This window comes from Sulfitobacter sp. JL08 (assembly GCF_003352045.1).
Lineage (GTDB): Bacteria > Pseudomonadota > Alphaproteobacteria > Rhodobacterales > Rhodobacteraceae > JL08.
The window spans coordinates 1,363,560-1,387,456 of the sequence record NZ_CP025815.1 but is presented as its reverse complement, the minus strand read 5'-3'; the positions used below and the strand labels follow the sequence as shown (position 1 = coordinate 1,387,456).

Here is a 23,897-nt window from a genome sequence, read left to right as displayed (position 1 = left end):
AGGTTATTCGATGCCTGTCAGATCAAAGGTTTCATCGGGGAAATACTTGGCAAGGCGGGCATCTGCGGTGCGGGCGTGCCCTTCCATCCCTTCCAGTCGGGAAATGCGTGCTGTCGCTTCGGCGACAGGTTTTGATCCGTCGCGGGTGGATTGCTGCCATGTCACGATCTTCATGTATTTGTGTACTGACAGGCCACCGGTATATTTGGCCGATTGCGATGTGGGCAGCACATGGTTCGTACCCGATGCCTTGTCGCCAAAGGCGACAGTGGTTTCTTCGCCCAGAAACAGCGAACCGTAGCATTGCAAACGGTCGCGCCACCATGGCAGATCGGCGGCCTGTACTGTCAGGTGTTCGGGTGCATAATCATCCGATGTGGCAGCCATTTCCTCGCGGTTGGGGCACAGTATGATTTCGGCGTAATCGCGCCACGCAGCGGTGGCGTTTTCGCGGTTCACGTCCGGCAGATCATCAATCAGGCCGGGCACCAGTTCCATCACCTTTTCCGCCAGCGCCCGGTTGTCTGTCACCAGCCAGACCGGAGAATTATAGCCGTGTTCGGCCTGACCGACCAGATCGGTGGCCACGATGAACGGATCAGCCGTTGCATCGGCAAGGATCAGGCTGTCGGTCGGACCGGCGATCATGTCAATGCCGACACGGCCGAACAGTATGCGTTTGGCTTCGGCGACGAACTGGTTTCCGGGGCCGACCAGAATATCGGCCTTGGGCAATCCGAACAGTCCGAATGTCATCGCGGCCACGCCCTGAACACCACCCATCGACAGGATCTTGTCGGCACCGCACAGGTTGGCGGCATAGATGATGGCAGGCGCGATACCTTCACCCGCGCGTGGCGGCGAACAGGCTACGATGTGCTTGCATCCGGCCACCTTGGCGGTTGTGACTGTCATGATGGCGCTGGCGATATGGCTGTAACGCCCACCAGGCACATAGCATCCAGCCGCCTGACAGGGGATCGCCTTTTGCCCCGCGATCAGACCCGGTACAACTTCCAGTTCGACATCCGTCATCGTCGATTTCTGCACCTGCGCAAAGCGGCGCACGTTGTCGTGGGCGAATGCGATGTCATCCTTCAGGCGTTGCGGCACCTTGTCCGCAGCCGCCGCGATATCTTCCGCGCTCAGCAAAACGGGGCCATTGTAGTTGTCGAATTTGGCGGCGTATTCCAACGCCTTGGCGTCCCCACCCTCTTCGATTTCGGCCAGTATCGTGCTGACCGTTTGATGCACGTCCGAAGCGTCGGATTTGGCCGTCAGTTTGGCCTTTTTCAAATATTCACGTGCCATTCAGGCCTCCTGTTATCGCAAGTTGTCGGGCAGCATCGTCAGCGAGATTGCCGGAACATAGGCAATCAGCAAAGTCACGAGCAGCATGAAGAATACAAACGGACCCACCCGTGACGCAATGCGAAGAACGGATTCTCCCGTAATTCCGGACACGACAAACAGGTTAAGGCCCAAAGGTGGTGTGATGAAGCCGACACCCAGCGCGGTGATCATCATGATACAGAACTGGATTTCGTGCATCCCGATCGAATCCGCCAGCGGCTTGAGGATCGGGGCAAGGATCACGATATTGGGCGTGGTTTCCATCACGCAGCCGGCAAGGATCAGGATACCGATCATCAGCAGGATCAACATTGTCGGATCATCGGTCAGGGCCGATACGGAAGACACGAACCCCTGCGGCACCCCCATGATCGCCAGCGCCTGTGCCAGCGGCAGGGAAAACGCGATGATCGGCAGGATCACACCGTTCACCTTGGCCGAACTGATCAGCATCGCCGGAAAATCCGAAAACCTGAGCGTGCGCAGGATGAAACCCAGAATGATGGTGACGATCACCGCTGTTGCGCCCGCTTCGGTCGGTGTCAGGCGACCCGAAAAGATGCCGTAGAAAATGATTCCCGGCACCAGAAAAGCGTACCATCCGCTGGCAATGGCGCGGCCCAGATTGCCGGCCCATTCGCCCATCGTCATCTGGCCGCCACCTTCATAGGCGTAGATCCGGTTCATCACCAGATTGGTGACAAGGATGGCGACAAGGATCGCAACACCGGGGATCAGCGCGGCGATAAACAGGGTGGATGCGGATATCCCCAGAACAAGACCGATGATGATATAGGCAATTGACGGCGGGATCAGAACGCCGGTACAGGCGCCCGCCGCAACCAGGGCACAGGCGTAGGGGCGCGGATAGCCGGATTCGACCAACCGGTCGATTGTCATGCGCCCGACGGCCGCAGCCCCGGCCGCGTCGGAACCCGAAATCGCGGAAAACATACCGCAGACCAGCACCGTGGCCGATCCGAAGCCGCCCTTGGTCCAGCAGGTCAGCGCTTCGGCGACGTTCAGGAATTTCCGGCTAAGCCCGGTGCGAACAAGCACATCCCCCGTCAGAATGAACAGCGGCACGGCAGTCAGTGCGAAGGCATCAATGCCGTCAAACAGGGATTCCCCCAGCAGTGACAACGGCAGCGCGCCTGACAGCAACAGCATCAGAATGGCGGCAGCCCCGATCGAGGCCCAGATCGGAATGGCAAGGGCGCACAGCACCACGAACAGCAGAACCGGTCCGTAAAAATCCCATCCCAGAACAACGGTCTGGTCTTGTAATGTTGGAAAAAGCATGGCCCCGCCCCTCAATCAAAAAGTTTGTCACCTTCGTAGACGGGCTTGCCCGCACGAAGGTCTGCGACATCGCGCAGGAAGGATTGGACTAGGCGCAGGATCAGCAGCGAAAACCCGATAGGCACCGCCGCAAGGAACCACACCATCGAAACCCGCAGGCCATGGCTGACAGAGCCGAATTTGAGCGAGACAAGTACCGTTTCAAACGACCAGTAAAGCGCGATCACAGCGACCGCGAACATCACGATATCGCCCAGGATATAGATCATCGCCTTGGTGCGGCGTGACACGTAATGCATGATCACGTCGATGCGGATATGCGCGCGTTCGCGTACCGCGGATGCGGCACCGATCCATGCCAGATAAATGAAAGAATAGCGCACAATCTCTTCGCCCCAGATCGACGAATAGGAAAACACTTCGCGCCGGATGACTTCGACAAACATTGTCACCACCAGCAGCACGTAGAAAAACAGCAGCGCCCAGCGCTCTGCGTTCTTGTTCAAATTGCTCAGGAATTGTCCCATTTCATTCACTTTCATGGCGCGCAGGCGGGATCGGGCAAATGGCCCGGTTCACGCAGTGCTGCTGAAGAAGGAAGTGCGCCGCCGGTGGCCTGCACCGGCGGCGTCAGGATCAGGCGTCGTGGACGTAATAGCGCCCCTGGGTGCCGGCAGCTTCTTCCAGCTTGCCAAAGGCCTCCATCGATCCGGCCAGTTCGACCTTGAATTCGTCCCATTCGGACCGCTGATAGCCACCTGCAGCCTTCCATTCGGCCAGTTGGTCATCGGACAGGGAATGGAATTCAACACCGGATTTGCGCAGTTCCGCCATCGCGTAGTTGCGGGCCGACGGTACCTTGGCAAGGTTCTGGTGGCCGGTGATTTCCGAGGCGACCATGATGCCTTCCTGAACATCGGCGGGCATGGAGTTGAACCATTCCAGATTGCAGGAAAACACCTGACTGTCCGGTACGGCCTGCGTGAATGTCACGTGGCTCAGGATATCCTTGAAGCCAAAGACATAAAGCGCACCAACAGACGGGTCGAGCGCATCTGCCACACCCTGCTTGATCGCGGACGGTGTTTCGCCCCACGCCACAGGTGTCGGGTTTGCGCCAACCATCTTATAGTACTGTTGCAGCATTTTCGATCCCGGTACGCGGAATTTGACACCGGCCAGATCGCTGGGCGTGATCACGGCCCCTGCGCCACCTTTGCGCACGGCCACGACGCGCGGGTCGATCACGACATAGAACAGCGCCTTGAAGCCCTTGGCCTCGACATTTGCCTCGACATCGCTTTTCCACGCATCCGAATGCACCAGATTAGTGAAACGCTGGTTCGAACCACAGAAATACGGCATGTTGATCAGGTCGGCCGCCGGTGCAAACGCGGCAAAATTGGCCAGCGAATGTTGCGCAGCCTGAATAGTGCCACCCTGCACCTTCTGCACCAAAGCACCGCCTGCACCCAACTGGCCGCCCGGCGCCAGCTTGACGTAGACCTTGCCGTTGGTGGCGTTCTGGATGTTTTCTTTCAGATCAAGTTGCAGAATCGGATAGCTGCGCGATGCGCCCAGCACATAGGCCGTGGCGATTGTCATCGTGTGTTCTGCGGCGGCTTCGCGGTCCTGTTCTTCCTTGGCGGTCTGGGCCACAGCCTGGGTCGACCAAAGGGTACCTGCGGCGCCCGCGACCATTGCCGCAGTGAAGGCACCGCCAGTTGTCAGTTTCAGAAAATTGCGGCGTGATGCCGATTTGAGTTCGTTGTCCAAAGTCTTCCTCCCGGGTTGGTTCAGTCTTGTTTTGGTTTGTTTTTCTCCGCCGCTTCGCGCAGCAGAATGGCCGCAACGAAAAACAGCACCGAAACTGTCAGCAATAGCAGTTCGGGCACATCACTCAGAAACCCTCCTCCTCCGAAGGCACCGAGTGTGACGTTCAGGAAATAGACGCCGAACAAGATTGCGGCGATTGCCATATACATGATTAAACCTCCCCCTTGTCCGTTTTTGCGGTTGTTCGCGCCGCCGTCTGCTTTTTATCTGTAAGCGCTTACATTTCAATTTGCAAGCGCTTACATTTACAACTCAAAGCAAAGCCTGCGCTTCGCAATTGCGAATGGCTGCTGTAGGGTGATGCACACAGGCAACGGGAAAGTCAGGGATTGAACAAGATATCGACGCCCACACTGGAAGACGTGTCGCGCGAGGCCGGCGTTTCGACGGCGACGGTCTCACGCTGTCTGAATTCGCCCAGTCAGGTGGCGGAACACACCCGCAGCAAGGTGATGACCGCGGTTCAGAAACTGAACTATTCACCGAATTTCGGGGCGCGCGCGCTGGCAGCGAAACGCACGAACACCATCGGTGCTGTCATCCCGACCATGGAAAACGCGGTTTTTGCGCGGGGTATCCACGCCTTTCAGGAAGAATTGCGCGAACATGGTATCACGCTGCTGGTCGCGTGTTCGTCCTACCGCGAAGAGCTGGAAACCGAACAGATCCGCACCTTGGTGGCCCGCGGTGCCGATGCGCTGCTGCTGATCGGGCACCACCGCGATCCCGCGATCTACCGGTTTCTGCAACGCCAGTCCGTGCCAGTGCTAAGCGCATGGGTCTATGATGCAGGGCACCCCAACCTGTCGATCGGATTTGACAACAAGCAGGCGATGAAATCCCTGGCGTTTGCGGTCCTGAACATGGGCCATCGCCACATCGGCGTCATTTCAGCACAACAGGCCGCAAATGACCGCGCCCGCGCCCGGGTGGAAGGTATTCGGGCGGCGATGGCGGATTACGGGGTATCGCCCGAATTGATGAAACTGACCGAAGTTCCCTATGGCATTGAGGAAGGTGGCACCGCCTTTCGTGATTTGATGCAAGCCAAGGATCGCCCGACAGTCGTGATGTGCGGCAACGATGTGCTGGCGGCAGGCGCGTTGCGTCAGGCCATCCAGATGGGTCTGCGGGTGCCGCAGGATGTTTCGATCACCGGGTTTGACGATATCGAACTGGCGACAGTTCTGACCCCTGAAATCACCACAGTGCATGTTCCGCATCGCGAAATGGGCCGCCAGGCGGCCAAACACCTGATTGCGATGGTGGCAGGAAACGGGCCCGATACCAGCATCGAACTTGATACGCGCCTGTGCCTGCGCGGATCGTTGGGCCCCTGCCCCAAGCCATAAAAAAGGGCGCGGCCAAATTAGACCGCGCCCCAGACATTTCTTAGTCAGCCCATCAGGCCAGATCGAAACGATCGGCGTTCATGACCTTGGTCCACGCATCGACGAAATCCTGAACAAAGGTGTCCTTGGCATCGTCGCAGGCATAGGCTTCGGCCACGGCCCGCAATTGCGAGTTTGATCCGAACACCAGATCCACGCGGGTGCCTGTCCATTTGACCTTGCCGCTGGCACGGTCACGGCCTTCAAAAACGTCCTCGGCCTCAGAGGTTGCTTTCCATTCCGTGCCCATATCCATCAGGTTCACAAAGAAATCATTGCTGAGCGTGCCGGGACGGTCGGTGAAAACACCGTAATCCGTTCCGCCGAAATTGGTGTTCAGCACCCGCATCCCGCCGACAAGCGCTGTCATTTCCGGGGCGGTCAATGTCAGCAATTGCGCGCGATCCACCAGCATTTCTTCTGCCGAGACAGAATAGCTGGCTTTCTGGTAGTTGCGGAAGCCATCTGCAACCGGTTCCAGCACATCGAAGGATTCAACGTCCGTCTGCTCCTCCAAGGCATCCATGCGCCCCGGTGCAAACGGCACCTGCACATCATGACCACCCGCCTTGGCCGCCTGTTCGATGGCCGCGCCACCGCCCAGTACGATCAGATCGGCCAGCGATATCTTCTTGCCGCCGGTTTGCGCCGCGTTGAACTCTGACTGAATGGTTTCCAGTATACCCAGAACCTTGGACAGTTGGTCGGGCTGGTTCGCTTCCCAGTCTTTTTGCGGGGCAAGCCGGATACGCGCACCGTTGGCTCCGCCGCGCATGTCGGACCCGCGATAGGTTGATGCGGACGCCCATGCCGTTGTCACAAGTTCAGACACCGAAAGACCCGACGCCAGAATTTTTTCTTTCAGCGCGACAACGTCCGCTTCGTCGACCAGATCGTGATCAACGGCCGGGATCGGATCCTGCCAGATCAACTCTTCTGCAGGCACTTCATCCCCCAGATACCGCGAGATTGGCCCCATATCGCGGTGGGTCAGCTTGTACCACGCACGCGCAAACGCATCGGCAAACACATCCGGATTGGCATGGAAGTGGCGCGAGATTTTCTCGTACGACGGATCCATGCGCATCGCCATATCGGCGGTTGTCATCATCAGCGGCACGGTTCCGTTACCATCGACCTGCGGCGCCTCGGCGGCGTTCTGGCAGGCCTTCGGTGTCCACTGGTTGGCCCCTGCCGGGCTTTTCGTCAGTTCCCAGTCATATCCCAGAAGAACGTCAAAATAGCTCATGTCCCACGTGGTCGGTGTGGGTGTCCACGGGCCTTCAATTCCGCTGGTGATTGTATCGACGCCTTTGCCCGATCCATGTGTGCTAAGCCAGCCAAAGCCTTGCGCGGCCATGTCGCCGCCTTCCGGCTCTACCCCGACCAAAGCGGCATCGCCGTTGCCATGCGCCTTGCCAAAGGTGTGACCACCCGCGACCAAAGCCACGGTTTCTTCATCGTTCATCGCCATGCGTGCAAAAGTATCGCGAATGTCACGCGCCGATGCCAGAGGATCGGGGTTGCCATCCGGACCTTCGGGGTTGACGTAGATCAGGCCCATCTGGACAGCCGCCAGCGGGTTTTCCAGTACGCGATCACCGCTATAGCGGCTGTTGGGTTTGTCGCTGGTGGCAAGCCATGTTTCCTCGGCACCCCAGTAGATGTCTTCTTCGGGTTCCCAGATATCTTCGCGACCGCCGCCAAAGCCAAAAGTCTTGCCGCCCATCGATTCAATGGCGCAGTTGCCGACGAGGATGAACAGATCCGCCCAGGAAACGCTGTTGCCGTATTTTTTCTTGATCGGCCACAGAAGGCGGCGCGCCTTGTCCAGGTTGCCGTTATCTGGCCAGCTGTTCAGCGGCGCAAAGCGCTGCGATCCCGACGAACCGCCGCCACGGCCGTCTGCGGTACGGTAGGTGCCCGCGCTGTGCCATGCCATCCGGATAAAGAATGGGCCGTAATGCCCGTAATCCGCCGGCCACCAGTCCTGTGAATCGGTCAGCAGTGAGTAGATGTCTTCCTTCAGGGCTTTCAGGTCAACTTTCTTGAAGGCTTCGGCATAGTTCACCCGCCCGCGGGTCGGATCGGTCAGCGGGGAATTCTGGTGCAGAATTCTGAGGTTCAACTGGTTCGGCCACCAATCCCGGTTCGATCGCGTCCCGAAAGTTGCGTGCATAACAGGGCATTTGCCCCCGGTTCCAATATCATTTCCGTCCATGGCGCTCTCCGATTTTGGTTGTGATGACTGAATAGATTTATCCGCAGCGATTCCCAGCCAGAATGCCGGAAAGTCATGCGGTCTGACCCTGCTTATATCAAACCGGCGCAATTTATTTAAGTTGAAAAAACTGATGACTGCAATAACCTGCGCTTATGATAAATTTCACGCTGAAACAGTTGCGGTATTTCGAAGTGCTGGCGCGGCATTGCCATTTCGGGCACGCGGCGGCGGCCTGTGCGATATCGCAACCGGCCCTGTCGGTCCAGATCAAGGAACTGGAACAGGAATTGGGGGCGGTCCTGTTTGAACGCGGTGCGCGACAGGTGCGGCTAACCCTGTTCGGCGAAGAATTTGCCCTGCGCACCCGCGAGATTTTGCGCTCGATTGACGAACTGGGCGATCTGGCGCGCGCGTCGCGGGACCGTCTGGTCGGGCGGTTGCGCATCGGGGTGATCCCGACCATCGCACCCTATCTTCTGCCGCGTATCATCACCGGCCTTGCGCGCACCCATGCCGGGCTGGACATTCATGTGCGTGAAACGATGACGCACAAATTGATACAGGAACTGGCGGACGGGCGCATCGATACCGCCATTGTGGCCCTGCCTGTTTCGGAACCGTCGCTGACCGAGGTTGCGCTGTTCACGGAAAATTTTGTACTGGCGCGCCCCTTGGGGGACGAGGGCAAACCGGTGCCCGACCGCGACGCTTTGCGGGAAATGAAACTTTTGTTGCTGGAAGAAGGCCATTGCTTTCGTGATCAGGCGCTTTCGTTCTGCAACATCCAGACAAGCCGCCAACGCGAAGGGCTGGACGCCAGTTCGCTTGCGACACTTGTGCAGATGGTCAGCGCGGGTATCGGTGTCACTCTCATCCCGGAAATGGCGGTCGATGTCGAAACACGCTCGGCCCCGGTTTCAGTAACACGGTTCAAAGACCCGCAGCCTGCCCGTATAATCGGAATGATCTGGCGCAAGACAAACCCGCTTGCCACAGAGCTGACGAAAATCGCCGATGTCGTGCGCCGCTCGACCGCACCTTCGCGGCAGTACAAAGCGCAAAAGGCCGGATAGCCGAAACTGCACGCACAACGAAAGGAACGCCAAGACATGACCAACCCGAACCAAAGCGTCGCGGGCAAACCCTGCATCCTGTGCTGCGCGATCACGGGGTCGGTTCCGCGCAAGGAAGACAACCCCGCCGTTCCGATCAGCATTGCCGAACAGATCGAAAGTGCGCACGCCGCGTACGAGGCGGGGGCCAGCATCATTCACGCCCATGTGCGCAATTCCGATCAGACACCATCATCCGATCCCGACAAGTTCGCGCGGCTCAAGGAGGGGTTGGAAGAACACTGCCCCGATGTGATCATCCAGTTTTCAACAGGCGGGCGATCCGGCGCCGGGCGTGAACGCGGCGGTATGCTGCCGCTGCGCCCGCACATGGCATCCCTGTCTGTGGGATCAAACAACTTTCCCACCCGCGTCTATGAAAACCCGCCCGATCTGGTTGACTGGCTGGCGGGTGAAATGCAGACCTATCAGGTCACGCCAGAGATCGAGGCGTTTGATCTGTCGCACATTCTTCAGGCTGTGCGCCTGCACGAGGCGGGGCGTCTTTACGGCACGCTTTACGTGCAGTTTGTCATGGGGGTGAAAAACGCCATGCCCGCCGACAAGGATGTGTTCGATTACTATGTCCACACAATGCACCGGCTTGCCCCCGATGCCCCCTGGTGTGCCGCAGGGATCGGGGCAAACCAGATCGTTGTGAACGAATGGGCCATTGCCGCAGGCGGTCATACGCGCGCCGGACTTGAGGACAATGTCCGGCTGGACAAACACAGGCTGGCCCCATCGAATGCCGCCCTGATCCGGCGCGCTGCCGATCTGTGCGTGCGTTATGACCGGCCCGTTGCAACACCGCAGCAGGCCAAGGCGATACTGGGGCTGACGTAATGGCACAGCCGCGCGCCGAACTGGTTGGCCCAGCCACACCGATCCAACCGCTGGCGCGCCTGTCTGGACAGCTAGGCATCACGCTGCACATCAAACGCGATGATCTGGCGGGCACGACCTTTGGCGGCAACAAATCCCGCCAGCTGGAATATTACCTTGGGGCGGCGCAAGCGGCCAGCGCCGATACGATCCTGATCACCGGGGCCGTTCAATCCAATTTCGTGCGCACCGCCGCCGCATCGGCGGCGCAGTTGGGGATGCGCACAATCGTGCAACTGGAATCCCGTGTGCCGGATATGGGGCCCACCTATGACCGCTCGGGCAATGTGTTGCTGTCGCGTATTCTGGGGGCAGAGGTGATGCACTACCCTGATGGCGAGGACGAAGCCGGTGCCGACGCGGCGCTGCGGGCGCGCGCGGTTCAGGAACAAAAGGCGGGGCGTGTGCCCTATGTGATCCCGCTGGCGGCCGGAAACCCGCCTCTGGGTGCGCTAGGATACATGCGCGCGGCGGATGAAATCATTGCACAGAACGCCGGATTTGACGTGATCGTCGTGGCATCCGGCAGCGGGCTGACCCATGCGGGCCTGCTCGCGGGGCTGCACCGCGCCGGCCATGGCGCACGGGTGATTGGCAGTTGCGTGCGCCGTGATGCGGGCCTGCAAACCGACAGGTTGAAACGGGTTCTGGCGGCGCTGTCTGAACTGACGGACACAGGCGGGCCTGTTCCCCAGAACCGGATCGAAATCTGGGACGGTGCGCTGGCCCCCGGATACGGGCGGATCGGACCTGCTGCCGCCGATGCCATGGCCCGGATGGCGCAGGTCGAAGGGATCATGCTGGACCCGGTTTATACCGCCAAATCCTTTGCCGCGATTCCCGCACTGGTCCGGTCGGGATCAATCCCGCAGGGCAGCAATGTACTGTTTGTCCATACCGGCGGTCTGGCCGCGCTGTTCGCCTATCAGGACGAGATCGAAACCGCCCTGCCGCGCGGTTGATCGGCGCAATTAAGTTGATTACCGGATCGGGCGCCTTTAAACAGTTTATGTCTAGACAAAAGTGATCCCATGCAGACAATTTTTGCCAAGCGCGCGCGACTAAGCTCTGGCTGGGCGCAGAATGTGCGTCTTTCCCTTGAACACGGGCGTATCGCGGACGTGAAAGCCGGTGCATCCGCTGCACCCGATGCCATAGCGGTTGATACGTTGCTGCCCTCTTTGGCCAACCTGCATTCGCACAGTTTTCAGCGTGCAATGGCCGGTATGACCGAATTTCGCGCCGCCGGACAAGACAGTTTCTGGACATGGCGGACATTGATGTACCGCTTCATGGATCACATCACGCCTGATCATTATGAAGCGATTGCGGCACTCGTGTTCATGGAAATGCAAGAGGCCGGATATGCCAGCGTGGGCGAGTTTCACTATGTGCATCACCAGCCGGGCGGGCAGCCTTATGACGATCTGTCAGAGTTGAGCGCGCGTGTGTTCGCCGCCGCAGCGCATACCGGTATCGGCCTGACCCATCTGCCGGTGCTATATAGCTATGGCGGCGCGGGCATGGCCGCATTGAACGGCGGCCAATTGCGGTTCGGCAATGATGTCGACCGGTTTGGCGCATTGGTGGCACAGGCGCGCGACCGGGCCGCCCGTGATCTGCCGGAAGACGCTCAGGTGGGCATCGCGCCCCATTCGCTGCGTGCCACCTGCCCCGATGATCTGTCGGTTGTGTTGGCGGACGCACCGAACGGGCCTGTCCACATCCATGTGGCCGAACAACCAAAGGAAGTGGCGGATATTTCGGCATGGCTGGGGGCGCGGCCCGTACAGTGGCTGCTGGACAATGCCGGTGTTGATCCCCGCTGGTGCCTGATCCATGCCACCCACATGACCGACGCAGAAACCCGCGCGCTGGCGCAGTCCGGTGCCGTGGCAGGCCTGTGCCCAATCACCGAGGCCAATCTGGGCGACGGTCCGTTCAACGGTGTGGACTATCTTGCAGCGGGCGGGGCATTTGGTATTGGTTCGGATTCCAACGTGCGCATCGCGCTGTCCGAGGAATTGCGGATGCTGGAATATTCGCAACGCCTGCGCGATCTGGCCCGCAATGTTCTGGTGCCGCAAGCCGGATCGGTGGGCGACCACCTGTATCTGGGCGCGGCACAGGGCGGCGCGCAAGCCCTGAACCGCGGCAGCGGACAGATCGAGGTGGGTGCGCTGGCCGATCTGGTGGCGATCAACAGCGACACACCGGCCCTGTGCGCCCTGAACGATGGTCAGGTTCTGGACGGGCTGTGTTTTGCTGCGGGCGACGACATCATTACCGACCTGTGGAGCGCGGGGCGACATTGCGTGCAGGATGGCCACCATATTCACCGTGACCGCATCATCGCACGTTACAAACAAACAGTGCAGGATTTGCTGGCGCTTATCTGACCGGTTTCAGCGTCGCCAGCACCGCCACCGCGCCGGATGATACATCTATGTCTACAGGTCCGGTGCAATGGATACCCGCCTCTTGCGCCAGTGTTTCGGCGCCACACCGGACAGATCCGCGGGCGCAGTAAAGCAGGGTTTCATCAATGCCCGACCAGCATTGCGGCCCGAACAGAACGGTCATATCGGCCTGCACGCGGGTCGGATCGAACATCAGGTTCAATGCCTGACAGGGACCATCACGCAATGCAGCGTAAAATGACACCGCGCCGTCAAAGGCCACAGGTTGCAAGGGGCGCACAGCGATCATCTGATCCGGGCCAGAAAGGTGCAGGCCCGCCCCCTCCACGATGGTCTGGATACGCCGCAAACCGGGAAACACCAAATAAGGCCCGTCGGCCAAGATCTGCGCCATGCTCAGCCGCCAGAGGAGTGCGTCGCCACTGTAGCCGACCGCCAGTTCCTGAGTGGTCCCGCCACCGTTTTTCCACGGCTGTTTCGGGCAAGTATTCAGATCGAACCGCATCGCACCATCCCCTTGATCCCAATAAATATTGGACATTTGCCGGTTATGCACATCATAAACATCCACCAAAAGGAACAAAATGCATGACCTTGCAACGAAAAGTCAGCTTTCACGATATAAAGGAAGAGGTCAAAGCGCGCATTGAAAACCGCGTCTGGCCGCAGGGCAGCCTGCTGCCCACCGAAATGGAACTGGCAGAAGAGTTCGGCTGTGCGCGCGCAACGGTAAACCGGGCCTTGCGCGAACTGGCCGAACAGGGGCTGGTGGATCGCAAACGCAAAAGCGGCACGCGCGTGAAAAGCGCGCCGTCAAAACAGGCCAAATTCGAAATCTCCGTGGTGCGCCGCACCATCGAGGACATGAACGCCACCTATCGCTATGCGCTGGTGCATCGCAGCATCATCGATGTGCCCGCATGGCTGCGCGCGCAGATCAATGTCGCGGAAGGCGCGCAGATCCTGCATCTGAACTGCATGCATTACGCCGACAACCAGCCGTTTCAGTTCGAAGACCGCTGGATCAACATCGATGCGGTGAAATCGGTGGTAGACGCCGATTTTTCAACCATCGGCCCGAATGAATGGCTGTTGGAAGCCGTGCCATTTTCCAACGCCGAAATCACGTTTTCTGCGGTTGGTGCCAGTGGCGAAATGGCGGATTTTCTGGCAACACCCAAGGGCACCCCGCTGTTCCAGCTGGAACGCACAACGTGGTTTCGCAGCAAGCCGATCACCTTTGTGCGCATGACCTTTCAGCCCGGATACCGGATGAGCACAAGGTACTGACCGCGAAGTTTTCCCGATCAGACGGAGGGCGCGATCATGCCAAGATAGCTGTCGTAGAATGATTGAATGCCCCATTCCATGTGCGACAGCGGACCCGGCACAAAGTGGTGCGAATTCACGCCTTCCTGATTGACACGTATGATCCGTTCGTCATCCAGCGATGTTTCGTGCCACAGCCAGATCAGGGTGTCAGGGTCGTAATCCCTGCCCGCCTCGGCATCGCCGCGCACCATCCACACGACCTGAATATCGGTTTCCTGCACGCCGGTCGGGACAAAACGATAGCCGACGACGTAGTCGGAATAGATCAGGAAATTGTTCAGAACCCCGATCTGAAGATCGGTGGTGCCGCCATCATAACCGCCCAGCGTTCCCAGCAGCGGCGCAACCGGCGTGCCGTCCTTGCTCCCGGTGACATAGCCGGAATAAAGCGGGTAACGGCGGAAATAGAAATTCATTCCCCCGCCCGACTGTTCCGGCAGGCTGATCTCGGTCGTATCCAGCCCGGCAGCACGCGCCTTGTCCTGCATCGCCCCGACCAGTTCATCGGTCATCGACGCGGGATCTTTCAAACTGTGGCTGCGCGAATAATCCTTGTGGGCTGGCGCGCAATGATAGCATTCCATGTAGTTTTCGATCGCCAGTTTCCAGTTGGCGGGCACCGGATAGGATGCCGTATGTGCGAGTTTGAGATTGGCAAGATCGAACGGCGCGACCAGCGGGCGCAGCTGATCAAGCCCCGCATCAATGTCGGGTGGATTTGCGCCGGTCGAGATGAAAATCAGCCCCTCAAACACGCGCACATGGGCTTCGAACAGGCCGTATTGTGCCGGATCGAAATCGGGGCCCATTTCGCGCCCGCCGCGCAATTTGCCATCCAGATCATATGTCCATGCGTGATAGGGGCACGAAAACACCCGCGCTGTGCCTTGGTGTTCCACGCATACCCGCGATCCGCGATGACGGCAGACATTCAGATAGGCGCGCACCCGGTCCGATCCGTCGCGCACCACGATGATCGATTCATGCCCGTATTCAAACAGAAAGAACGCGCCCTTTTCCACAATCTGGCTGACATGCCCGACCCATATCCAGCTTTCGTTCCAGTAGGTCTTGATGTCGTGCTGATAGATATCGGGGCGCGTGTAAAAATCGCGCGGCAGGGCAAAACCGGGCTGGCACTTCTGGACAAGCGCGCCCAGACCTGCGGGTTTCTGGTATGACATGGTCGGATCCTATTGGCTGACAGCGCCAATCTTGGCTCGCGGAACCGGTTTTTGCAAGGGCGCCCCGGTCGCAGCCTGAGCACGTTTTTCCGACATCAAAACTGCGCAATCTGTTCTTGAAATTTGATCTCCCTGCAGGGCTCTGCAGGACCGGACCTTCAAACCAACTGAAGGTGACACCCCGAAATACTGTCAGGGCGTCGATTGTCTGATTGGGATCCGGCACGCCGACATCATCAGATGGGGTGGTTGCCGCCCTCCCTCGACGGCATCGCAATGTGCCAGAATGGTGGTGTTACAGCCACTGAGAGGAAAGGACGGCAAAGACCGCACAACGAGGCCTGATAGAAGACCGCACTCGATCTCAAATCCATGCTTCAGAAACTTCTTGCATTTTTAGCGACAACCACAGAAGGGCCAACGGTCACATGCACCGCACACAAAGGCCGGACACATGACCGAACCCCGCAACGATCAAAATCCGCTCAAGTCAACCCTTGCAAAACCGGGGCCGTCCACAAATGACAATGCCATCCGAGGTGTTAAGAGCGGACATACATCACAAGCGCCAAGCGAATATTCTCTGGGCTCGTCTTGAAATAACGACAAGGGCTGCGTTTTGTCATCCGGTGACGCTAGTCAGCGCGAACTCAGCCGACAAGAAAGTTCCTCTTTCACTGACGTCACAAGCGATGGAAAAAGAATTTTAGGCTAAAGTATTATTCTTCGAGGCGAAGGATCGATGAAAGTGTTCGCAAGTTACTTGCCAACCGCTCTGAAACGTATTCGAGCGCAAATGTTTGGAACGAAAGGACCAATTCCGGATCTTCGGACTTCATACGTTCGAATGCCGATTCTGTCATAACGTGAGCGGTTCCTTCTGTGTCCGCTATACCTAGCACAAGCGGGCCGATATTTCCTTGCCTGAAGAAGCTTGCCACGCCGACCATCGAACCTGAGCCCGCACTTCGTATTCTACGGTTTTTTCCGTCTAACTCGGCGAGATAAATCGAAATGGTCCCCTGTTCGATAAAGTACAGCATGCGCTGCTCATTGCCAGGTTCTGAAACAACATCACCATATGAGAACTCAATCGTTTCCAAGTAGCTCCGGAATTTTTGGACATCGATCTCTCTCTTGAAAACCTTGTTCAACTGATCGTCTATCGGCAACGCTTTTGGGCTTGGATCAAAACCAGCCGTTCTTAGAAGAAAATCTTCGCACCATTCCAAGGCACTGTCTGCATCCTTGAAGATCGGCTCGATAACAGCATCGCCATCTAGAAATTTTTCTTCGTGCAACCGTCGATCAATTTCTTCTGAGACGTGAGCCAGCGCAAGCTGCGTTCCGACTTCGAGAGCCTTTTTCTTAATTTTGACGAGGCCATGAACGGCAGACGTATCCAATCCGGAAACCTGCTGAAAGTCCAAAATTACGAACTCTGGTGCGGCCTCTTGTTTAGATAGAGCTCCAGCCACTTCCTCATACAACCTAATTGAGGACGCGAAAAAAATGAAACCGTGAAGTTTAAGATATAGAATTTTTTTGCCTTCGGTAGTCAGGGCGTTTCGCTGGTCTTCCGGGCGATCAACGGCACTCGAAAAATTACTCCCCTCTATGGCTAAGCGAACAACGTTAATTTTGCTGTAGCTAATCACGAAGAGAACTACGGCTGCGGCTACGCCGGTCGCAACACCTTCGAGAAATCCGATAAACTCGACCACAAAAAGGATCACAAATATTATGGCGACGTCACCGCGCCGTAGACTGGACCAACTTTTAACAACCCAATCGAAAAGGAAACCTAGTCCGATAAACATTACCAAGCCGCCCAGCACAAATTTTGGGAATACAGACAGAGCACCTGCGCCGACCGTCATTGTAAGAAGGCAAAATACTGCGACTACGACCCCAACGAGCCTACTGTCTCCACGCATACGACGCCCGAGAGTGGAGAGGCTTACGTAGTGATATCCAACAAGACTTCCGCCAGGCGCAGCAAGCATGTTTGCAAGTCCGGCCAGGCGCATCTCGCGGTGGACGTCTATGTCACGGTTAAAGGCCGACTCGAGAGCTGTGAGGTTAAGAAGTACAGAGATGAGCGCAATCGAAAGAATAGTGGCCAACCCTGTGAATTCTGTCACAAACAACGTCCAATCGGCGGCAAGAAATGTTGAAAGAGGTACAGGCTGCCACAACGCGCCTTCCCCAAATGGTTGCAGCAACCACCCTCCGTCAATGGCTTCCTGGCTCGCAACACCACTGAGAATTAGAATTACGTGAAAAAGAGCTACCGCGCCCAAGATGAGCCCCGGCATGATGAAAACATTGGAGTACTTGAGGGACACGAACAACGTAATGATAGCGAATGCGGCTCCGGGCAGCCAAAGATGCGTGACTTCGCCGAGTGCACCGAGCTGGGAAAAATCAAACTTTTGATCCGCCATTACGCTGAAGGAGCCCTTGAAAAGCAGCCACCCCGTTGCCGCCAGAAAACCAGCGATCACCGGATACGGAATCAGCTGGACAAAGGCTGCGAGCCGCCACCGGCCGACGAGGTAGAAGATCACACCCGAAAGAGCTGTCGACGCCACCATTATTACCACCGCCTGGGCAAACAGCATCTCTGGCGAGAGCGTGCTCCCGGGAAGTTGGGATAGAGTCGCAATCATGACAGCGATGATTGCCGTTGGGTTGTCTTGTGGCAAAGCCACGACGCCGCGAAGCTCGCTGAAGAGCCCAATGACAAGCGCAATTACAACACCACCAAAGAGGAGTTGCCCTGTCGCTCGTGGCACGTAGCCGGAGAGTTCACCGGTAAAAATCACGGCCGAATAGGAAAACATGAAGGTGACCGTCAGGACACCCGCAACCAGTCCGGCGGTGATACTTGGGACAACAACGGGGCCACGCAAGTTTTCCTTGAGTTCCTGTTTCCAGCCAGTCTGCATCAATCCTAATTCCCACTCAGCATTATCGTCGAACATTTTACAGGGTGGCCGTTTCTCGAACCTATTGCCTCCAATCTTAGTGGCGCATCAACTTGTTCGAGAAACCTCACGCTTAGCCGTCTGTTAGGGCTCGGCATTGTTGCTTTTACGGTCTTCAATCATGTAATAGATCAGGATGAATGAGCTAAACAAAAAGATCCCGACTGAATCCCCCAACACCCACCGCGTCCAATTTTTTGCCATATTTGAAGCTGGCACAATGCCTGAGAAATAAAGTGATGCAACACCAAATCCGGCACTAATGCTTGCACTTATTGCTGCCCCGATGGTGCCCAGTTTTAGAGCTTTGAAAAAGATCGAAAGCTCATTCCAAGGGCCCAGAGCACGCAGGGCCAAGGTGGCTATAATTGCGCCCAGAGCACTCCCGATACCAATTCCAACGGCGGCTTGGATGTTTGATCCAAAATACAGGTTTGAAACAAAGGATGCCAAAGCAATGCTTGGCCAAAGCCGCATATCTATAAAGACCAGCGCAACAACAGCAGAACCGGCAGGCAACCAGATGATCGCGACACCGTCGTAGTTAGCCGCTAATGTCAGGCTAAGTATGCCCAAAACCAAACTGACAAAGAAATACAAAACGAATATGACAAGAAACTTTGGGCCTATGGGTAGGCTGTTCCGCTGAGTTTCGTACTTGGGCAAATCCCGTTCCCTCTTTCTTACTTTAGTGGGCGTTCCTAACCCCGGAGAAATAAAGCTGAAGCACCCGAATTCTGCGGATCGGTGAATTTTCCGCGCTACGAGGACTGCCTTAAATCGAAGTCGAGCCACTTGGTTGATGCTGATTTCTCTTGGCCCGCTGAGGGAGAGGCTTTCAGAAGACCTCGAGCTTCGATTCCAGAGCGTGGTTCTCCTCTGCGACTAAAATGTGGAACTGCCAGTCTATGCGCCAGCCGAGCTTATCAGTGAGAGCCTTCATTTCGCCCCGGGCCGAGTGTGCCGCATCGGCGACAGATGCACGTTCGGAAACGTGCACCTCCTTCCCGCCTACGAACATCGTCTTTTGAGTTACAATTCTCTCCATATCACACTCCAGCCTTGCAGCTAGACGGCTTCTAGCGCTTTTTCGTGAGCCACTTTGACCGTGCGCATGATGCGGTCGACGACGAGATATGGGTCAGCATCAGATGCAGGACGCCGGTCCTCAAGATACCCTTTCCAGTCATGCGTTGTCGTGTAGAGCGGGATGCGGATTGATGCACCTCGGTTCGATGCTCCAAAGCTGAACTGATCGATAGAGGCCGTTTCATGAGACCCAGTCAATCTGCGTTCGTTTCCAGCACCATAAACATCGATATGATCTTGGTGGAATGGGCGGAAGCCTTCGCATAGCGCTTCAATGTAGCTCTGTCCGCCGACATCCCGCAGGTAGTCGTACGAGAAGTTTGAGTGCATGCCAGAGCCATTCCAATCCCCAGAGATCGGTTTTGGGTCGAGGGTTGCAATCAGATCATACTTCTCTGTGATTAGTTGAAGTAGGAACCTCGCTACGATCAAATCGTCGGCCGCACGAAGGGCTCCCTTTCCAAAACACTGAAATTCCCACTGACCCAACATGACCTCGGCATTGATCCCAGTCACACCCAGGTCGGCGGTTAGGCAAGCGTCCCAGTGTTCATCAACCAATTCTCTCGCCTCGACGCGATGCGATCCCACGGCGCAATAATACGGTCCCTGAGGCTCGGGAAAGCCGCCATCGGGAAACCCAACAGGTCGACCATTTGAGGTCATCAAAATGTATTCCTGCTCAAAACCAAACCAGAATTCAGCTTCGGCTTCTCGATCAATCAGATTTCGCGTGTTGGTTTCGTGCGGGCGCCCATCTCGATGAAAAACCTCGCACAAAACGAGGTAGGCGTTTTGCCTGAAGGGGTTCGGATAGACACGAACGGGCTGCAAAATGCAGTCAGAGTCATGGCCCTCCGCCTGCTGAGTGGAACTGCCATCGAAACCCCATTTCGGGGTGTCTTCAACAGATCCATTGTACGAACTATCTGGGTGGATTTGTGCTTTTGTACGGATGTTCGCGATGTCGTAACCGTCCAGCCAGATGTAGTCGAGACGAGCGTTTCCCATGATATTCTTCCTTTAGTTCATTTTACTTATTCGTGCCATCAACTGGCCGATATCAAACCGATAAAATTCTACTCTTTCATTCGTTGGTTGTCGTTAGTTGCCAGTCGCAATCTGCTTGTCTGAGAGTCTCAAGTGGATAAACAAAGGGCCACTCGACTATCTGTAACGTTCGTACGCCCACTTTAGCGCAGCGATGTCGGGCGCATATTGAGAGATGTTCCCTCGCTCATGAGCGTTGTCCGTTGCTGCCGCATCATGAGGCTTTTGAACCCACCGACCGACCAAAGACACGGGGCTTACGTCAAATTCTTCCTTAAACACCCGACTGAAGTGAGCTTGTGAAGAAAATGCCCAACGTTCGGCAACGGCCTTAACGACGCCTCGCACGGGCTGTGCCTCAGACAAATCCCGATATGCTCTGCTCAACCGGCGCGAAACAATGTACCGGTTCACTCCTCCGTATTCTTCCAGGTGGCGGAACAGTGTCGCTCGGGACAGTTTCAATTCTTGGGATATCCTACCCGCGCCAAGCCAAGTACATTTAAGATTCTTTTCAATGAAGTCCTTGATGGCATTAACTTGGTCATTTTGGGCATTTTTATATTTTTTATGTCTCGTTCTATTAGATAGAACGCTTTTGAGCGTCCCTGAGATGCTTTCTGCAAGAACCGAAAGCTCATTTTGGCTCAGATGGTCAAGCTCCTGAAATGCGGCGTCAATGCTCGCCAAAAGAAAACGTCCGAGGGCGGAGTCTAGGCTGAAACTCAAGACGGGCGGATGGGTCGACGGGTCATATCCAAGTGCGTGATAGGGTAAAAAGATCGAAACCAGTTCGTGATCTGTGTGAGCTTCGCTTTTGGATCGATGTTGATCGATAAAGTGGAGTGCACTGCTATCCAAGTGGAATTTCTCACCATCTAACTGAATGGTTTCTCCGCCATACTGATACAGTTTAACCTTTATGAGGCGAGTGGGGCGCCCCTCGACTAGCTTGCTCGGTCTGAATATGGTGTTCGCTTTCGCTCGGACCCTGAAAAATAAGATATCCGGTGCAAGCCACATACGCGTGGCAAATCTATAGTCGTTCCCCGCACAGGCTGCTGAAGCTAGTTCGTATGTTTCGTCGGTTATCTCACGCCAAATTGCTCGCGCCTGATCTGGCGGCAAATCAAAAGTATTGACGTAGTAAGATGCAGCCATTCCGTACTCCGACGAAGCGATCTCAGCAGATTTCACCCATTCGAGTTCTTTGCTTCTAAATCTCACCCGGATCGAGCGGTTTGACCTTGTCTCCTGGAGACTCTCAGACAAACAGATTGCGACTGTTAACTAACGACATGCTCTGATTTATCAAGTAGACGGTAGCGGCTCCTGATGTCCTGCAGTCTATGCGGCCAATAGTTGAAAGAAAAAAAGAATAATGATCGTGCGAAATACAAGTTCAATTTGGCGGATGCATCGGCGCACGGATCATCCGCATAGCGTACGCCATGGCATGACTACGGATGTGCTTATGTCCGTCAATGCCGCTCAGCGACGGCCTTCTCTGTGACTGGCATCTTTTGTGCGGCCAAGCCAAGCACAGCCTCAATAGCGGCGGTGTATCCCGCCTTGGTTTCGGCTTCGTCATCCCAGTTGAACTCGAAATCCCTCTCCCTTTTTATGTTGCCTTCCGTCGACCTGCCCGCTCCCTACGAAAGCCCTCGGCAAATTGACACCGTTCACCAACACGTTACATACTAGCATTCAATAATCAATATATTTGGGGGGGGAATCGGCGAAAAATGGATGCCATACAACAGGTGATACCTGCCTTGGGTCTTTTTGGGCTTCTGGCCTGCGCCACCCTTTTATTGGTGCGCATTGCGACCGTGTATGTGTCCGGGCGCGTTCACCGCATCCGAGCATCCGCGGAACTCATTGGCTTGCTGGTGTTGCTCGATTTCACAATCGGCCCCGGGCTTCGTTTTTTAGGTGCAGATTCGCTTGTCGCACCTGTAGAGAGAGCTGTTATTGCTGCGACAGCCATCGGTTTTGCCTTTCTGTTAAATAGTGTGATTCGGGTTGTCCTTTGGGATGGACTGCTCTCGGATCATGGCGAGAGGAAGGTCCCAGTCATTGTTACGGGAAGCGTCGGGGTTGCGTTCTATCTTGCAGCAATCTTGCTGGTTATGCACTTCGTCTACGATGAGCCGGTTGGAGGTCTGCTGGCCACATCGGGCGTGGCGGCGCTGGTGCTCGGCTTCGCGGCGCAATCAACACTCAAGGAGGTCTTCTCCGGCGTTGCTCTCAATGCCACTCAGGCCTTGCGTATCGGCGACTATGTCGAGATCGATGGAGTTTATGGTCAAGTCCATGAGATCAACTGGCGCTCGATCTCGGTCAAAAACCCCCATACCAACTCGCTTTATATCTTTCCCAACAGTGGTGTCGCTGATCGAACCATCCTGAACTTCAGCGAACCCACTAGTCGGTTTCGCTATTACCTCACTTTTACTTTGGAACTGTCCTGTCCTCCGGAACTCGCCATTCGTGCGATCGCAAAAGAGCTTGAGAACTCGAGGTTCGTTCGCCGTGACCCGAAACCTGACTTCAATATGCTTGGATATACCAGTGAGGGCATTGAAGTGAGGGTTCGTTGGCATTTCGATGATGACGATCATTGGTGGGATGCACAGAATGAGATGGTTATGGCTATCTGGAGTGCGATGAGAAAGCATCGGCTGCGCATCGCGATCAACCGACATTGGCTGGGTACCGGCGACGAGTGGGAGAAACTCGACCGGGAAGGCGCCGCTGATTTCGGGAAAGACAAGGTCGCCGACCAGCTCGGAAAATCAGAAATATTCTCGGAATGCACTGAGGAAAATCTGGTTCAGCTGGCCGAAGCCGCTAGAATTATAACGCTCAATCCACCGGCTTGCTATTATGAGCCGGGCGAGCCGTCAGATGGGCTCTATTTCGTCCTTAGCGGAAATGTCGCGCTTCATCAGCGCATAGAAGATGACAGAGTGAACGAAGTCAAAGTGGAGAATTGCCCGAGTGGAGAGATATTTGGCCTGCAAAGCTTCCTGAATGGCACACCTCGAAATTACCTAGCACAGGCGGAACAATATTCAGTGGTCGCACATCTTCCCGAGGACGCACTCCGAAGCTTGATGTCCGATAGCCCTGAAATCCAACTCAAACTACAAGACGCGCTCGCGCAGCGTGCTCCGCAACGCGAAAAGGATGCCAAGGTTGCTCACAAAGAACTTCTGGCGGCTATGCATGCTGAAGAGCGTCGAAAGCTTTCCGAAGAGCTACGACAGAACGTGGGAGAATTACTGGAACGTCCGGCCTTGCACCATTTCATGAGCCTTCTGTCATCCAAGGTGCGCCATGAAGATATTATCAAGGCAACAATGGCAGGCGCTGCAATCATCGCAGCCTGCCGGGGTGATGTAGATGAGGAGGAAGAACTGTTTCTCCGACGCACTATGGCGGAGGCTGACTTGCTCAGACACATGGATATTGATCACGGGTTGGAATTGTTTCGCGAGTTTGCGGCCTCAGACGATGTTATGGCGCGGAACGGTCAGGTTTTCGCTATGCTCGACCGGGCAAGCGAGATGAAGGGCGCACCGCAGATCGCCCACGCGATTGCCGTCGGGATGACAGGCGTCCACGGAACGCCGACCCAGAAGGAATGCGAGGCGCTTGTGGACATCTCGAAACGACTCGACCTGGAAGCGCCGAAATGGGCACTGGGAGTCGAGGGATAGCAGA

Annotated in this window: 20 protein-coding genes and 1 pseudogene; 7 read left to right on the top strand and 14 right to left on the bottom strand. The window is 56.3% G+C overall.

The genetic code is table 11. The annotated features are described in order from the left end of the window. Window positions 1-3: 3 nt before the first annotated feature. The 5 genes from hisD to C1J05_RS06905 form a co-directional block, all read right to left on the bottom strand. Window positions 4-1,311 (bottom strand): histidinol dehydrogenase, encoded by a 1,308-nt coding sequence (gene hisD / locus C1J05_RS06925; RefSeq protein WP_114869606.1) that lies wholly within the window; start codon window positions 1,309-1,311, stop codon window positions 4-6. A gap of 12 nt (window positions 1,312-1,323) precedes the next feature. Then, window positions 1,324-2,655 carry a TRAP transporter large permease gene (locus C1J05_RS06920; RefSeq protein WP_114869605.1) on the bottom strand — a complete coding sequence of 444 codons (1,332 nt, stop codon included), beginning with the start codon at window positions 2,653-2,655 and terminating at the stop codon, window positions 1,324-1,326. An 11-nt stretch (window positions 2,656-2,666) separates the two neighbouring features. Beyond that, window positions 2,667-3,182, bottom strand: coding sequence for a TRAP transporter small permease (locus C1J05_RS06915; protein WP_114872169.1), 516 nt, complete (start codon window positions 3,180-3,182; stop codon window positions 2,667-2,669). A 109-nt stretch (window positions 3,183-3,291) separates the two neighbouring features. Further along, on the bottom strand, window positions 3,292-4,431 hold the full coding sequence (locus tag C1J05_RS06910; protein ID WP_114869604.1) for a TRAP transporter substrate-binding protein: 1,140 nt from the start codon (window positions 4,429-4,431) through the stop codon (window positions 3,292-3,294). 20 nt (window positions 4,432-4,451) lie between these two features. After that, the gene (locus C1J05_RS06905) at window positions 4,452-4,640 is read right to left on the bottom strand and encodes a hypothetical protein (RefSeq protein WP_114869603.1); all 189 of its coding nucleotides are present in this window, start codon (window positions 4,638-4,640) and stop codon (window positions 4,452-4,454) included. A gap of 180 nt (window positions 4,641-4,820) precedes the next feature. On the opposite strand from C1J05_RS06905, the gene C1J05_RS06900 reads away from it, so the two are divergent. Further along, window positions 4,821-5,843 carry a LacI family DNA-binding transcriptional regulator gene (locus C1J05_RS06900; RefSeq protein WP_114869602.1) on the top strand — a complete coding sequence of 341 codons (1,023 nt, stop codon included), beginning with the start codon at window positions 4,821-4,823 and terminating at the stop codon, window positions 5,841-5,843. Window positions 5,844-5,895: 52 nt separating this feature from the next. On the opposite strand, the gene katG is transcribed toward C1J05_RS06900, so the two are convergent. After that, window positions 5,896-8,103 carry a catalase/peroxidase HPI gene (katG, locus tag C1J05_RS06895; RefSeq protein WP_114869601.1) on the bottom strand — a complete coding sequence of 736 codons (2,208 nt, stop codon included), beginning with the start codon at window positions 8,101-8,103 and terminating at the stop codon, window positions 5,896-5,898. A gap of 155 nt (window positions 8,104-8,258) precedes the next feature. Between katG and C1J05_RS06890 the strand changes: the two genes are divergently transcribed. From C1J05_RS06890 to C1J05_RS06875, 4 genes are all read left to right on the top strand, one after another. Then, window positions 8,259-9,179 carry a hydrogen peroxide-inducible genes activator gene (locus C1J05_RS06890; protein WP_114869600.1) on the top strand — a complete coding sequence of 307 codons (921 nt, stop codon included), beginning with the start codon at window positions 8,259-8,261 and terminating at the stop codon, window positions 9,177-9,179. Between the two features lie 36 nt (window positions 9,180-9,215). Then, window positions 9,216-10,064 (top strand): 3-keto-5-aminohexanoate cleavage protein, encoded by an 849-nt coding sequence (locus tag C1J05_RS06885; protein ID WP_114869599.1) that lies wholly within the window; start codon window positions 9,216-9,218, stop codon window positions 10,062-10,064. After that, window positions 10,064-11,065, top strand: a complete 1,002-nt coding sequence (locus C1J05_RS06880; protein WP_114869598.1) for a D-cysteine desulfhydrase family protein — start codon at window positions 10,064-10,066, stop codon at window positions 11,063-11,065. The genes C1J05_RS06885 and C1J05_RS06880 overlap by 1 nt, the downstream gene beginning before the upstream one ends. 69 nt (window positions 11,066-11,134) lie before the next feature. Continuing rightward, window positions 11,135-12,502 carry a formimidoylglutamate deiminase gene (locus C1J05_RS06875; protein ID WP_114869597.1) on the top strand — a complete coding sequence of 456 codons (1,368 nt, stop codon included), beginning with the start codon at window positions 11,135-11,137 and terminating at the stop codon, window positions 12,500-12,502. Here the strand turns inward: C1J05_RS06875 and C1J05_RS06870 are convergent. Beyond that, a complete protein-coding gene (locus C1J05_RS06870; protein WP_205389157.1) occupies window positions 12,495-13,028 on the bottom strand; it encodes a HutD/Ves family protein in 534 nt (177 codons plus the stop codon). The two genes, C1J05_RS06875 and C1J05_RS06870, sit on opposite strands and share 8 nt — an antisense overlap. Before the next feature lie 83 nt (window positions 13,029-13,111). Here C1J05_RS06870 and C1J05_RS06865 point away from each other — a divergent pair, with 83 nt between their 5' ends. Further along, the gene (locus C1J05_RS06865; protein WP_114869595.1) at window positions 13,112-13,813 is read left to right on the top strand and encodes a GntR family transcriptional regulator; all 702 of its coding nucleotides are present in this window, start codon (window positions 13,112-13,114) and stop codon (window positions 13,811-13,813) included. Between the two features lie 17 nt (window positions 13,814-13,830). Here C1J05_RS06865 and C1J05_RS06860 read toward each other — a convergent pair whose 3' ends face one another. From C1J05_RS06860 to C1J05_RS06835, 7 genes and pseudogenes are all read right to left on the bottom strand, one after another. After that, window positions 13,831-15,039: an aromatic ring-hydroxylating oxygenase subunit alpha gene (locus C1J05_RS06860; RefSeq protein WP_114869594.1), complete on the bottom strand. Its 1,209-nt coding sequence runs from the start codon at window positions 15,037-15,039 to the stop codon at window positions 13,831-13,833. A gap of 548 nt (window positions 15,040-15,587) precedes the next feature. Beyond that, a pseudogene (locus tag C1J05_RS21855) lies at window positions 15,588-15,665 on the bottom strand (IS6 family transposase); the annotation flags it as partial. Window positions 15,666-15,758: 93 nt separating this feature from the next. Then, window positions 15,759-18,026, bottom strand: coding sequence for a SulP family inorganic anion transporter (locus C1J05_RS06855; protein ID WP_114869593.1), 2,268 nt, complete (start codon window positions 18,024-18,026; stop codon window positions 15,759-15,761). An 87-nt stretch (window positions 18,027-18,113) separates the two neighbouring features. Continuing rightward, window positions 18,114-18,695 carry an MASE1 domain-containing protein gene (locus tag C1J05_RS06850; RefSeq protein ID WP_205389155.1) on the bottom strand — a complete coding sequence of 194 codons (582 nt, stop codon included), beginning with the start codon at window positions 18,693-18,695 and terminating at the stop codon, window positions 18,114-18,116. A 172-nt stretch (window positions 18,696-18,867) separates the two neighbouring features. After that, a complete protein-coding gene (locus C1J05_RS06845; protein WP_114869591.1) occupies window positions 18,868-19,077 on the bottom strand; it encodes a hypothetical protein in 210 nt (69 codons plus the stop codon). Window positions 19,078-19,097: 20 nt separating this feature from the next. Then, window positions 19,098-20,129: a glutamine synthetase beta-grasp domain-containing protein gene (locus C1J05_RS06840; protein ID WP_114869590.1), complete on the bottom strand. Its 1,032-nt coding sequence runs from the start codon at window positions 20,127-20,129 to the stop codon at window positions 19,098-19,100. A 156-nt stretch (window positions 20,130-20,285) separates the two neighbouring features. After that, window positions 20,286-21,329 carry a helix-turn-helix domain-containing protein gene (locus C1J05_RS06835; RefSeq protein ID WP_114869589.1) on the bottom strand — a complete coding sequence of 348 codons (1,044 nt, stop codon included), beginning with the start codon at window positions 21,327-21,329 and terminating at the stop codon, window positions 20,286-20,288. Window positions 21,330-21,913: 584 nt separating this feature from the next. Here C1J05_RS06835 and C1J05_RS06830 point away from each other — a divergent pair. Next, window positions 21,914-23,893: a cyclic nucleotide-binding domain-containing protein gene (locus C1J05_RS06830; protein ID WP_114869588.1), complete on the top strand. Its 1,980-nt coding sequence runs from the start codon at window positions 21,914-21,916 to the stop codon at window positions 23,891-23,893. Window positions 23,894-23,897 lie beyond the last annotated feature (4 nt).